Annotated in this window: 11 protein-coding genes and 1 tRNA gene; 10 read left to right on the plus strand and 2 right to left on the minus strand. The window is 34.9% G+C overall.

Annotated elements, in window-relative coordinates; all coding sequences use genetic code 11:
- Positions 1 to 49 precede the first annotated feature (49 nt).
- Complete coding sequence (locus ACFQ0R_RS04780) at positions 50 to 220, plus strand: hypothetical protein (protein ID WP_379657237.1); 171 nt, start codon at positions 50 to 52, stop codon at positions 218 to 220.
- Here the strand turns inward: ACFQ0R_RS04780 and ACFQ0R_RS04785 are convergent.
- Positions 217 to 2,088, minus strand: a complete 1,872-nt coding sequence (locus ACFQ0R_RS04785; protein WP_379657238.1) for an ABC-F family ATP-binding cassette domain-containing protein — start codon at positions 2,086 to 2,088, stop codon at positions 217 to 219. The genes ACFQ0R_RS04780 and ACFQ0R_RS04785 overlap by 4 nt on opposite strands.
- 156 nt (positions 2,089 to 2,244) lie before the next feature.
- On the opposite strand from ACFQ0R_RS04785, the gene ACFQ0R_RS04790 reads away from it, so the two are divergent.
- The 3 genes from ACFQ0R_RS04790 (at position 2,245) to ACFQ0R_RS04800 (ending at position 6,075) form a co-directional block, all read left to right on the plus strand.
- A complete protein-coding gene (locus ACFQ0R_RS04790) occupies positions 2,245 to 3,237 on the plus strand; it encodes an aspartate-semialdehyde dehydrogenase (RefSeq protein ID WP_379657239.1) in 993 nt (330 codons plus the stop codon).
- A gap of 394 nt (positions 3,238 to 3,631) precedes the next feature.
- Entirely contained in the window at positions 3,632 to 5,761 is a 2,130-nt protein-coding gene (locus ACFQ0R_RS04795) for a prolyl oligopeptidase family serine peptidase (RefSeq protein ID WP_379657240.1), read from the plus strand.
- 122 nt (positions 5,762 to 5,883) lie between these two features.
- Complete coding sequence (locus ACFQ0R_RS04800; RefSeq protein WP_379657241.1) at positions 5,884 to 6,075, plus strand: hypothetical protein; 192 nt, start codon at positions 5,884 to 5,886, stop codon at positions 6,073 to 6,075.
- Positions 6,076 to 6,650: 575 nt separating this feature from the next.
- On the opposite strand, the gene ACFQ0R_RS04805 is transcribed toward ACFQ0R_RS04800, so the two are convergent.
- Positions 6,651 to 6,723: transfer RNA gene (locus ACFQ0R_RS04805), tRNA-Phe, on the minus strand.
- Positions 6,724 to 6,818: 95 nt separating this feature from the next.
- Here ACFQ0R_RS04805 and ACFQ0R_RS04810 point away from each other — a divergent pair.
- Genes ACFQ0R_RS04810 through ACFQ0R_RS04835 form a run of 6 tightly spaced genes read left to right on the plus strand, consistent with a single transcriptional unit; the run spans position 6,819 to position 12,222 of the window.
- Positions 6,819 to 7,550 (plus strand): type III pantothenate kinase, encoded by a 732-nt coding sequence (locus ACFQ0R_RS04810; RefSeq protein ID WP_379657242.1) that lies wholly within the window; start codon positions 6,819 to 6,821, stop codon positions 7,548 to 7,550.
- The gene (locus ACFQ0R_RS04815; protein ID WP_379657243.1) at positions 7,550 to 8,800 is read left to right on the plus strand and encodes a lipid outer membrane transport protein FadL-like protein; all 1,251 of its coding nucleotides are present in this window, start codon (positions 7,550 to 7,552) and stop codon (positions 8,798 to 8,800) included. The genes ACFQ0R_RS04810 and ACFQ0R_RS04815 overlap by 1 nt, the downstream gene beginning before the upstream one ends.
- A 12-nt stretch (positions 8,801 to 8,812) precedes the next feature.
- Positions 8,813 to 10,183 (plus strand): hypothetical protein, encoded by a 1,371-nt coding sequence (locus ACFQ0R_RS04820; protein ID WP_379657244.1) that lies wholly within the window; start codon positions 8,813 to 8,815, stop codon positions 10,181 to 10,183.
- A 1-nt stretch (position 10,184) separates the two neighbouring features.
- Positions 10,185 to 10,742 carry an LPS export ABC transporter periplasmic protein LptC gene (gene lptC / locus ACFQ0R_RS04825; protein WP_379657245.1) on the plus strand — a complete coding sequence of 186 codons (558 nt, stop codon included), beginning with the start codon at positions 10,185 to 10,187 and terminating at the stop codon, positions 10,740 to 10,742.
- Complete coding sequence (locus tag ACFQ0R_RS04830; RefSeq protein WP_379657246.1) at positions 10,742 to 10,933, plus strand: hypothetical protein; 192 nt, start codon at positions 10,742 to 10,744, stop codon at positions 10,931 to 10,933. The genes lptC and ACFQ0R_RS04830 overlap by 1 nt, the downstream gene beginning before the upstream one ends.
- Complete coding sequence (locus ACFQ0R_RS04835; RefSeq protein ID WP_379657247.1) at positions 10,933 to 12,222, plus strand: hemolysin family protein; 1,290 nt, start codon at positions 10,933 to 10,935, stop codon at positions 12,220 to 12,222. Before ACFQ0R_RS04830 ends, ACFQ0R_RS04835 begins: the two co-directional genes overlap by 1 nt.
- The last annotated feature ends 78 nt before the right edge of the window (positions 12,223 to 12,300 follow it).

Consider the following 12,300-nt stretch of genomic DNA (forward strand, 5'->3'; position numbering starts at 1 on the left):
CATTCTTTTTGACTCAGTCAAGCAGTAAAATTGCATAAAATATAAAGATATGTTTCTACAAACACTTTTCGTCAATTGGTCTAATGGTGCTTTCATTATGACAGCTATCTTTGGTTTAGTGATTATAGGTTTAATTGCTTCTGTACTTATTTTCATTTCTAACGCCAGTAAAAAAGAAAGGAAGGAAAGAGAAGAAAGAGAAAGTAAAGACGAGGCTTAAGATTCCAACTTCATAGATAACTCAAACCATTTTTCCGTTTTTTCTTCTAATTCGGTTTGAATTTTTTGAAGCGCGATAGTTTTTTCCTTGATGTCTTCAGGGCTTAAATCTTTCAGGAATTCTGCTTCAAGTTTTTCTTTTTTCTTTTCCAAAGTATTGATCTCCTTTTCCAGCTTTTTATAAGTCTTTTGCTCGTTGAAACTGAGTTTACTTTTAGGATCTGTATTTTGTTTTGGTTTACTTGTAGACTCAGACGAAGTTTGGCTGCTTTCTTCGTATTTCTCTTCCAGCTCCAAAGCTTTCAAATCTCTGTAATCTGAATAATTACCTGGAAAATCTGTAATCTTTCCTTCACCAAACACAAATAAATGATCTACAATTTTATCCATAAAATACCTGTCGTGACTTACTACTATAAGACACCCAGGAAAGTCTAAAAGGAAATTTTCAAGAACATTCAACGTGACAATGTCGAGATCATTGGTAGGTTCATCGAGAATTAAAAAATTGGGATTTTGGATCAAAACTGTACATAAGTAAAGGCGTTTTTTCTCACCACCACTTAGCTTTTCTACAAAGTCGTATTGCTTTTTTCGGTCAAACAAGAATTTTTCCAGCAATTGCGAAGCTGATATTTGTCTTCCTTTAGCTAAGGGAATATAATCGCCATAATCTTTAATAACTTCGATAACCTTTTGACCTTCTTTAGCTTGAATACCACCTTGAGTATAATAACCAATTTTTAAAGTTTCTCCATGTACTACTTTGCCTTGATCTGGTTCTAATCCGCCAGTCAAAACGTTCAAGAATGTAGATTTCCCTGTTCCGTTTTTTCCAATGATGCCTATACGTTCGTTCTTTTTGAAGATATAATCGAAATTCTGAAAAAGGTAATTATCTTCAAACCCTTTGGAGACATGATGCATTTCCAAAACTTTCGATCCTAATCGCTCCATATTGATTTCAAGCTCAACTTTATGATCATTGCGACGTTTGCTGGCCCTGTCTTTTATATCACCGAAACTTTCAATTCTGGATTTGGACTTGGTTGTTCTCGCCTTAGGCTGACGTCTCATCCAGTCCAGCTCTTTTTTATAAAGTTGTTTTGCTTTCGCAGTTGTGGTTTGTTCTACTTCAATCCGTTCTGCTCGCTTTTCAACGTAATAGCTATAGTTTCCCTTGTAATTGTACAAAGTTTTGTCTTCCAACTCAATGATGTGGTTACAAACTCTATCCAGAAAATACCTGTCGTGAGTTACCATGAAAAGTGTAAGATTTTCACTTTTTAAGAATTCCTCAAGCCACTCAATCATTTCAAGGTCCAAATGGTTAGTTGGTTCATCGAGAATCAACAAGTCTGGTTTACCTAGAAGTAGATTTGCTAGCGCTAACCTCTTCTTTTGACCTCCAGAGAGATCATTAACTTTTTTAGACAAATCATCTAGTTTCAGTTTGGAGAGAATTTGACGGTAGGTGGTTTCAAAATCCCAGGCCTGCTTGGCTTCCATTTGATCAAAAGCTTTTTGATAAGCTTCGGCATCATCTGTATTTTGTAATGCTTTTTCGTATGCATTGATGATACTAAGAATTTCATTATCTGAAGAAAGGATAGTTTCCTCAACACTCAATGTAGGTTCTAAGTCAGGCTCTTGAGGTAAAAAACCAACCTTCACTCCTTTTCTGTATACGACTTGACCACTATCTGGAGCTTCCTTACCAGATATAATATCGAGTAAAGTGGTTTTGCCTGTGCCATTTTTGGCAATAAGTGCAATTTTCTGACCTTGGCTTATGCCAAATGATAAGTTCTCAAAGAGTTCGAGTGTGCCGAATGATTTTGAAACTTCTTCAACTGATAAATAATTCAATGTTATATTTTTTGCAAAAGTACTTAAGTAAGCTTGAAATAGCTAATCCTAAATCTTATAGGATTTCAAACAGCCAATAAATATTTCTAAAACCAGTTCAGGCTTGCCCTTAAAAGTATATTTTTGCCGCTTCATAACTTTTAAAAGTAAATTCAAATGAAAGTAGCTGTTGTCGGCGCTACCGGAATGGTAGGCCAAGTGATGCTCCAGATTCTTGAGGAGCGAAATTTTCCTTTAACTGAGTTAATCCCTGTAGCTTCGGAGAAGTCTGTTGGAAAATCTATCACGTACAAGGATAAATCTTACAAGGTGGTAAGCTTAGCTGACGCAGTCAAACGAAAACCTGAAATTGCTTTGTTTTCTGCAGGTGGTGATACATCCCTAGAATGGGCTCCAAAATTTGCAGAAGCAGGCACAACAGTAATTGATAATTCATCGGCCTGGAGAATGGATCCTGAAAAGAAATTGGTGGTTCCAGAAATCAATGCTTCTGAAATTACAGAGGAAGATATGATTATCGCTAACCCTAACTGTTCTACAATACAATTGGTTATGGCTTTACAGCCATTGCATAAAGCTTACCAAATTGACCGAGTGGTCATTTCGACCTATCAGTCTATTACAGGAACAGGAGTGAAAGCTGTTGAGCAATTGGAGAATGAATATGCTGGTAAAACTGGTGAAATGGCTTATCCTTATCCTATTCATAAAAATGCAATTCCGCATTGTGATGTGTTTTTGGAAAACGATTACACCAAGGAAGAGATGAAACTCACCAATGAAACCAAAAAGATTTTATCTGATGAAAGCGTGAAAGTTGCAGCTACAGCTGTAAGAATTCCTGTCGTTGGTGGTCATTCTGAATCGGTTAATATTGAATTTAAAAAGGCATTTGAAGTTTCTGACGTAAAGAAAATTCTTAGCGATACCGATGGGATCACACTTCAAGATAATCCTGAAGTCAATACTTACCCAATGCCAATATATGCTCAAGGTAAAAATGATGTTTTTATAGGAAGAATTCGAAGAGATTTCACCAGAGACAATGCACTTAATGTGTGGATTGTTTCAGACAACCTAAGAAAAGGAGCAGCGACTAATGCAATACAAATAGCTGAATTTCTTTTGACAACTCGTTTTAAGGTTTAAGCTTTAAAATTTAATCAATACTCAACCGCTCTTCAGAACTTTTGAAGAGCGGTTTTTTAATTTCCTGCCTGGTGCGGAATCTCCTCAATACTTTCAAAACTCAATCTTTGTTGCTGTGATCGTCTCACTCTTGTACTTATTTTAAATTGAATCATTTGTAGAATACAATCTGATAAACGATTATATTTCGAAGGAGTTTTTCAGCAACTGATAAATCTATCTCTATTAAAAAGAATGAGAGGTTCTTCAACTTAGTAAGACGTTTTTTTATCTTAAACTAATTTTTTAATCTTATATCGTAAAACTAATAACATTGCAGTATTGAATTCAGTATAAAACAAAGCCTATGTTAGATAGCTATGATTCCTTATATTTACGACTAAAATCAAAACCAATGAAACATATACTCATGCCTGTTGCAGCTGTTTGCCTTTTGGCTTCCTGTAATGATGGTGAAAAAAATCAAGCAACATTGACATATCCAGAAACTAAACAGGTCGATACCGTAGATTCGTATTTCGACACTGAAGTGAAAGACCCTTATCGTTGGCTCGAAAATGATCGCAGCGACGAAACTGAAGAATGGGTGAAAGCTCAAAATGACTTAACTTTTGGTTATCTTGAAGAGATCCCTTACAGAGATCAATTAAAGAAGCGCTTGTCTGAAGTGTGGAATTATGAAAAAATTGGAGCACCCTTCAAAAGAGGAGACTACACCTATTTTTCTAAAAATGATGGCCTACAAAACCAATATGTTTATTACCGATACAAAACTGGAGATAGCATAGAACAAGCAGAAGTCTTTTTAGACCCTAATACTTTTAGTGAAGATGGAACGACCTCTATGGCAGGAATGAGCTTTACAGAAGATGGCGAATTGTTGGCTTATTCTATTTCTGAAGGGGGAAGCGACTGGAGAAAAATCATTGTTTTGGATGCAGAAACAAAAGAACAAAAAGGAGATACGCTCGTAGATGTGAAGTTTAGCGGGATCTCTTGGAAGGCCAATGATGGCTTTTATTACTCTAGTTATGATAAACCAGAAGGGAGTGAGCTATCTGCAAAAACAGATCAGCACAAACTTTATTATCATGAATTAGGAACTCCACAAGGCGAGGATAAATTAGTTTATGGTGGTACAGAAGAACAAAAACACAGATACGTGTCTGGAAGTGTAACTGAGGATAACCGCTATTTAATTGTTTCGGCATCAAAATCAACTTCTGGAAATCGCTTGATGATAAAGGACTTAACCAAGCCGAATTCTGACTTTGTAAGCGTTATCGACACTTACGATAGCGATGTATATGTCATAGATAATGAAGAGAGCAAGCTTTTTATCGTCACCGATAAAGATGCGCCTAACAAGAAAATAGTGACTGTGGATGCTAGTTCTCCTCAACCAGAAAACTGGGAAGATTTTATACCTGAAACTGAACATGTACTTTCTCCATCTACGGGAGCGGGTTACTTCTTTGCAGAATATATGGTAGATGCTGTTTCCCTGGTGAAGCAATACGATTATGATGGTAAACTCGTAAGGGAAGTTGAACTTCCAGGAGCTGGTTCTGTTGGTGGTTTCGGCGGAAAAGAAGATGCTGAAGAGCTTTACTACTCGTTTACTAATTACACAACGCCTGGAACTATCTATAAGTACGATCCAGACAACGGGACTTCTGAAGTTTATCAAAAACCAAATATCGATTTTGATACAGAAGCTTACGAAAGCAAGCAGATATTTTACACGTCGAAAGATGGCACAAAGATTCCTATGATTATCACCCATAAAAAAGGAATTGAATTGGACGGTTCACATCCAACTATGCTTTATGGTTATGGAGGCTTCAACATCTCGTTGACTCCTTCGTTTAGTACAGCGAATACAGTTTGGTTAGAAAATGGCGGTATTTATGCTGTTGCTAATCTGCGAGGCGGCGGAGAATATGGTAAAGAATGGCACAATGCAGGAATTAAAATGAAAAAGCAAAATGTGTTTGATGACTTTATCGCAGCTGCGGAATACCTTATAGAAGAAGATTACACCTCTTCAGATAAATTAGCTATTCGTGGAGGCTCTAACGGCGGACTTTTAGTAGGGGCGACGATGACACAGCGACCAGATTTGGTTCAGGTGGCATTGCCAGCTGTTGGTGTTTTGGACATGTTGCGTTACCATACATTTACTTCTGGTGCTGGTTGGGCTTACGATTATGGTACTTCTGAAGATGATCCAGAAATGTTTGAATACTTAAGAGGGTATTCACCTTTACACAATATCAATGAAGGTACTGAGTATCCTGCAACTTTAGTCACCACTGGAGATCATGATGACAGAGTGGTGCCCGCACATAGTTTTAAATTTGCTGCAGAATTACAAAGCAAACAAGCTGGAGATAACCCGACTTTAATTCGAATAGAAACCGATGCTGGACATGGTGCTGGAAAACCAACGTCTAAAATCATTCAGGAATATGCTGATATTTTCGCCTTTACGTTTTATAATATGGGCTACGAGGAGTTGTAAATTTTTATATTGAATCACAAACTAAATCTCCTATTCTTTTAAGAATGGGAGATTTTTATTTTAAAAGGCTATTGTTGACTATATTAACTGTTGTTTAAATTATTAAACAAATACTAAAAACTATGAGATTACTTGGAACTATTTTATTAATAATAGGAATACTGGGAACTATTGTATTTGGAATCCAGGCCTTTGAGGATTCAGAAAGTTTTAATTTTTTGGGTATAGATGTCGCTGTAAGTTCAGCAAACTGGACTCCGGTGATTATAAGTGTCGTTGTACTAGTTTTAGGGATTGTATTGAGACGCAAATAAGCTTAACATATTAAGGGAAGTGGGGGTTGTAGGATATGTTTATAATTTTAAAAAAGTTTGTAGCGGACTTGGTATTCTGATTGCCCTCTAGAGTAGTACTAAAAACCGTTAAAGTGAAGTAGCGTTTTTTTTTACCCTAAAACCAAAAGTTTCAAGTTGTACCCTTATTTGTACCCTTCATCAATAAAAAAAAGCGATTATGGTTTAAAAAGGCGTTGCCCCTAGTCTCGACGCTTAGTGAGAATAAGGTCTATTTTCTGTTGAGAATATCTGTAAGAATTTGAGGTGTTCAATTAGTTTAATGATGAATTTTTAGTTTTCTTCTGGTTAATAAAAATTTCAAGGTATGATGCGTCGATTTCAGATTGACATTCAGAATAAAGTGATAGTTTCCAGTCTTTATCACACTTTATAAACCCCTTTTTAAAATATGTTAATTATGAACTTCACGTCTTTTATCAACATCAGTAGTCTAAATATGAAACTTATCGATTTTCTTGTTTAATATGATATACAGAAGGCTCATATACTAAAATAAAAAAAACCTCAACTAATTAAAGTTGAGGTTTAAAAGGTGGTGCCTCCAGGAATCGAACCAGGGACACATGGATTTTCAGTCCATTGCTCTACCAACTGAGCTAAGGCACCAGTTTTATTGCGGGTGCAAATATAAAACCATTATTTAATTAAACAAAAGAAAAGATGAATTATTCTTATCCTTATCTTTGGATTTTATTTCAGTTATGAATTTAATCATCGATATTGGGAATACTCAAATCAAATTTGCCGTTTTTGATGGGGATCAATTGATAGAAAAAATAGCAAGTGACCCAAAAAAGGCTGAAAAATCACTCCAAAAAATATTTCAGTTTCATCCAACCCTTTCAAAAGGTATAGTTTCTTCTACTGCAGATATTCCAGCAGCGATACATAAAAAGTTGTCTGAAAGAATCTATCTTGTAAAATTCTCACATTTGAGTAAATTAAATTTCACTAACGCTTATGAAACTCCCGAAACTTTAGGTCTGGATAGAATTGCACTTGTAACTGCAGCTGCAGATCTATTTCCAAATCAAAATGTATTGGTTATCGATGCAGGGTCCTGCATCACCTACGATTTCATCGATAATGACTCAGTTTATCAAGGAGGAGCTATTTCTCCAGGGCTACAAATGAGATACAAGGCAATGCATAAGTTTACAGGAAAATTACCACTACTTGAGAAGACTACTCAACCTAGAGATTATATTGGCAAATCTACTCTGGAAGCAATGCATATTGGGGTTTACAAATCAATATGCTATGAAATTGATGCTTATATTAAAGATTATCTCGCTGATTATGAAGATTTAACAGTTGTTTTAACAGGCGGAGATTATTATTTGTTGTCAGCATCTATAAAAAATAGCATATTTGCCACTCCTAATTTTTTATTGAAAGGATTAAATAAAATTCTACAACTCAACTCAAATTAATGTTCACAAGATTTATTCTTTTTATCTCGATAATACTTTTCACGACATCCTCTGCGTTTTCTCAGGAAGGATCGTCATCGCCTTACTCTTTCCTTGGCATAGGAACGAAAGCATTTAGAGGAACTGTCGAAAACAGATCAATGGGTGGGCTAGCTACTTTTAGCGATAGCATACATCTTAATTTAAGAAACCCTGCAGCATATTCAGATTTACAATTGACTGCTTTTACTGCTGGAGTAACAGCAAATTCAGTTGAGTTGAAAACAAATTCTACTACTGATAATATAAACTATTTCACATTTGATTATCTCGCGGTTGGGCTCCCTTTTAATAATTTGGGTGTTGGATTTGGTGTTAAGCCCAGAAGTTCTGTAGGATATGAATTGGAAGAAAGAACAGAAACAAGAGTTTCGAGATTTGAAGGTCGAGGAGGATTGAATACAGTTTATTTTTCAGCAGGTTTTGAGCCTATTAAGAATTTTAGGCTAGGAGCTACTGCTAATTATCATTTTGGTGATTTAGAAAATAAAGCCATAATTTTTACAGATCAAGTACAATATGCTTCAAGAGAAATTAATTTTACAGATATAAGTGGGTTCTCTTTTGATGTTGGAGCTTTATACGACTTAAGACTTACCGAGAAACTGACTTTAAAGTCATCAGCAAGATATGAAACAGGCTCTTCACTTGACGTGAATAGAAGAAGAGAGTTAGCAACCATTCAGCCAGGACAAAATGGAACTGAGAATATCGTGAACCGAATTGAGGTAAATCCTATTGATACAGAAATTGATTTGCCAGAAATGTATTCTTTTGGTTTGGGTCTAGGTAGAGATAGAAAATGGTATGTTGGTTTGGAATATGAAAATTACACTGCTGGCGACTTTTCTGAATTAGCTTTCAATTTTGGCTCTGAAGTCACACAAAAAGAATCTAATACTTTTAAACTTGGCGGATTTTATATTCCAAGATATAATGACCCTGTAAGTTACTTTAAAAGAATTGTTTATAGAGCCGGAATCAGATATGAAGAGAGTGGTTTGGAATACAGAGGTGAAGACATAAACGAGTTTGGCATATCATTTGGTCTAGGTTTACCTGCCGGTCGGGTTTTTACCAATGCCAACATAGGAGTTGAATATTTTGAAAGAGGTACCACATCAAATAACTTGGTTCAAGAAAATTTTATAAGTGTATTTATGAGTTTCTCTTTCAACGACAAATGGTTCATTAAATCTAAATATAATTAAATACTTAAAATTATGAAGTTTAAAATCGCTTTTACACTTTTAGGAGTATTCTTCGCTTTTAACGTGGCAAGTGCTCAAGATTGTACAGTGACACTTAGTTTATTTAACGAAAGTGCCAAAGTAAATAACTTTAGCGATGCTTATCCTAAGTATAAGCAACTGCTGGAAAACTGTTCAGATTTCAATAAATTAATCTATCAGCGTGGTGCGCAAATGCTTGAAGGAATGATAGATGATGCAGAGACTGATGAAAGGAAAATGGAATTAATCCAAGAATATATAGACAACCAAATGATGCGTTTGGAAAAGTTTCCAAATGAAACCAAGGAAGGAGATATGTTGGCGGATGTTGCGATGATCAAATATAAATATGAGGTCGGAACTTTAGAAGATAGGCTCAGATCATTTGAAAAGGTTGTTGAAGCAGATAAGGATAACTTTTCTTCTCCAGTAGCAATTTATGCTTATTTCAGAATTGCAAATGACCTTAATGATGCAGGGGAAAGAGACATACAATTCTTATTTGATAAGTATGATGAAGTTATTGAACTTATAGAAAATCAAGAAAATGATAAGGCAGCTGAAGCTAAACCTCTTATCGAAAAGCAGGAGGCTCAACAAGAGCTAACTCCAAGAGAATCTAGAATACTTAAGAATTCTGAGATTTATTTGAGAAATTATACGAAGATAAAAGGTAGTGTAAATTCTTTACTAGGTTCTAAAGCTGACTGTGATAACCTTATACCTTTATATAAAAAGGATTTTGAGGAGAAAAAGGATGATGTAAATTGGTTAAGAAATGCAAACGAGAGATTGTCTGCAAAAGACTGTACTGAAGATCCATTATTCTTTAAAGTTTCTGAAGCTTTACATAAAAAAGACCCTTCCGCAAATTCAGCTTATTCACTAGGGCAATTAGCAGAAGCTGAAGGAAATAGAGGTAAGGCCCTAAACTACTTCAATGAAGCAGCAGAGCTTGAAACGAACAAGATAAAAAAGTCAAGAATCTACTATAGAATTGCCAATAATTATAAAGACAGAGGTAGTTACTCTCAAGCTAGAAACTACTACAGAAAAGCTTTAAATAATAAGCCTTCTATGGGTGTTGCTTACTTAAAAATAGCAGATATGTATGCAAAAAGTGCTAACGACTGTGGTACTAATGTGTTTGAAAAAAGAGCTGTTTACTGGTTAGCTGCAGATTATGCAAGTAGAGCTGGCCGTGTTGACCCTTCTTTAAGTTCTAATGCAACTGCAACTGCAGAGAGCTATAAAGCTAGAGCACCTCAAAAGTCTGATATCTTTCAAGAAGATGCTGCTGGTAGAAAAATTACATTTTCAAGTTGTTGGATTGGAGAAAGCGTAGTGGTACCAAATCTCTAAAATGATATTTAAAAATACATTAATTTATAAAAGCATTGCTGTATGTTTACTTACAGCAATGCTTTTTGCTTGTGAGGGAAACCTTAAGGATGTAAAGGAAATGGAAAAAGATTTTTTAGAACCTCAGTCCAAAGTTTATGACCTCAATCTTTTTTATACAGATAGTGGAGCTGTAAGAGTTAATTTAAGAAGTCCAGAAATGCTAGATTATTCCAACAGGAAGTTTCCTTTTAGGGAGTTTCCACAAGGTATTGAGTTAGATTTTTTTGAGCAAGATTCAAGTAAAAACACAGTTTTTTCAGATTATGCAATTCAGTATTTGGAAACAGGACTTATAGACCTTAGAAAAAACGTAAAAATTGTGACCTCTGACAGTACAATTCTTAAGGGTCCACAATTATACTGGGATCAACAGCAGGAGTGGTTATTCACAGACTATAGTTATAGCTTACAATTACCAAACGGTGCCAGAAATCAAGGGGAAGGCTTTGATTCTGACCAGAAATTTAATACCTTCAATTCTAGATCTAATACAGGAATCCAATACTTACAAGACTGATGAAATTTTTTAAATACTTTGAATTCGCTTACATAGCCTTTGCTATATTTTTTATAATTGAAGCCATTAGAATTTGGGCTGAAAGCGAAAGCAGAGCTTACCTCTACCTGTTTTTTTCAGTTTTAGCTTCTTTTATGTTTTTCTTTAAAAGACGTTTTAGAAAAAAAATTGAAAATAAAAATAAGAAGTGATGAGTACAGAAGTCCTCATTATTATTATATGTTTACTTCTTTCAGCTTTTTTCTCTGGGATGGAAATTGCTTTTGTGTCTTCCAATAAAGTTCATATAGAACTTCAGAAAAATCAAACTGATATCATTGCTAGCGTTCTAAAGACGTTGACGAAAAAGCCTTCTAAGTTTATTGCTACCATGTTGGTAGGGAATAACATTGCTCTTGTGGTTTATGGGTTTTTCATGGGAGATTTGATTATGAACTGGTTTACAAGTATGCAGCCTGTTCAGAATGAATTTCTGAGCTATTTAATCACTGAAGCTAGTTTATTTACCCAAACTTTAATCTCTACTTTAGTTATACTTTTTACTGCGGAATTCCTTCCCAAGGTATTTTTTCAGATATACGCCAATGTACTTCTGAAGGTTTTTAGCGTCCCCGCTTTTATATTCTACTATCTTTTTAGCTTTATATCAAGTTTTGTGATTTGGGTTTCAGACATTATCCTGAAAAAAATATTCAAAATTGAAGGCGATAAAGTACAACTGAACTTTAGTAAAGTTGAATTAGGTGATTACATTAATGAGCAAATGGAAGCCGTAGAATCTAAACAAGATGTTGATTCAGAGATTCAAATATTTCAAAATGCCCTACAATTTTCAGAAGTTAAAGCTCGTGAAGTAATGATTCCTCGAAATGAGATTGTTGCCATAGATATTTCTGAGGATACAGAAAATCTTACTGAAATATTTACAAGAACAGGTCTTTCCAAATTGCTTGTTTATAAAGAAAGCAATGATGATATAGTTGGATACATCCATTCTTTTGAAATGTTCAGACAACCAAAAGACATACATAGCATTTTGATGCCGGTGGTCTTTGTTCCAGAAACAATGCTAGTAAAGGAAATATTAAATATATTAATCAAAAAAGGTAAAAGCATAGCAGTTGTTGTAGATGAATATGGAGGAACTAGTGGGATGATGACTGTTGAAGACATCGTAGAAGAGCTCTTTGGTGAAATTCAAGATGAGCATGATTCGGTGATTTTGGTGGAAGAAAACATAAGTGAGAATTCCTATAAATTTTCTGCCAGACTTGATGTGGATTATATCAATGAAAAATATGACATTAATCTACCAGAAAGTGAAAATTATGAGACTCTTGGAGGGATGATCGTCAATACCACAGAAGAAATTCCAGATGTTGGCGAGGAAGTAATTATTGATCATTTCAAAATAGAAATATTAGAAGCTTCCAGTAAAAAAATAGAATTGGTGTCAATTAAAGTTTATGATGACGAGTAATCAAAATTATTAATTTGTAACTTCTTGTTCAACAATATTCTTAAGGCATTTACCTCATACTAAAACGAATTAAATATT

The sequence above is a fragment of the Psychroflexus salinarum genome (genome assembly GCF_042677225.1).
Lineage (GTDB): Bacteria > Bacteroidota > Bacteroidia > Flavobacteriales > Flavobacteriaceae > Psychroflexus > Psychroflexus salinarum.

Excerpts from the sequence above, each read along its gene's own strand:
- ACFQ0R_RS04795 (WP_379657240.1), top strand. The coding sequence starts at position 3,632 with ATGAAACATATACTCATGCCTGTTGCAGCTGTTTGCCTTTTGGCTTCC.
- ACFQ0R_RS04835 (WP_379657247.1), top strand. The coding sequence starts at position 10,933 with ATGAGTACAGAAGTCCTCATTATTATTATATGTTTACTTCTTTCAGCT.
- ACFQ0R_RS04810 (WP_379657242.1), top strand. The coding sequence starts at position 6,819 with ATGAATTTAATCATCGATATTGGGAATACTCAAATCAAATTTGCCGTT.
- ACFQ0R_RS04790 (WP_379657239.1), top strand. The coding sequence starts at position 2,245 with ATGAAAGTAGCTGTTGTCGGCGCTACCGGAATGGTAGGCCAAGTGATG.
- ACFQ0R_RS04780 (WP_379657237.1), top strand. The coding sequence starts at position 50 with ATGTTTCTACAAACACTTTTCGTCAATTGGTCTAATGGTGCTTTCATT.
- ACFQ0R_RS04820 (WP_379657244.1), top strand. The coding sequence starts at position 8,813 with ATGAAGTTTAAAATCGCTTTTACACTTTTAGGAGTATTCTTCGCTTTT.
- ACFQ0R_RS04815 (WP_379657243.1), top strand. The coding sequence starts at position 7,550 with ATGTTCACAAGATTTATTCTTTTTATCTCGATAATACTTTTCACGACA.
- ACFQ0R_RS04800 (WP_379657241.1), top strand. The coding sequence starts at position 5,884 with ATGAGATTACTTGGAACTATTTTATTAATAATAGGAATACTGGGAACT.
- ACFQ0R_RS04830 (WP_379657246.1), top strand. The coding sequence starts at position 10,742 with ATGAAATTTTTTAAATACTTTGAATTCGCTTACATAGCCTTTGCTATA.
- lptC (WP_379657245.1), top strand. The coding sequence starts at position 10,185 with ATGATATTTAAAAATACATTAATTTATAAAAGCATTGCTGTATGTTTA.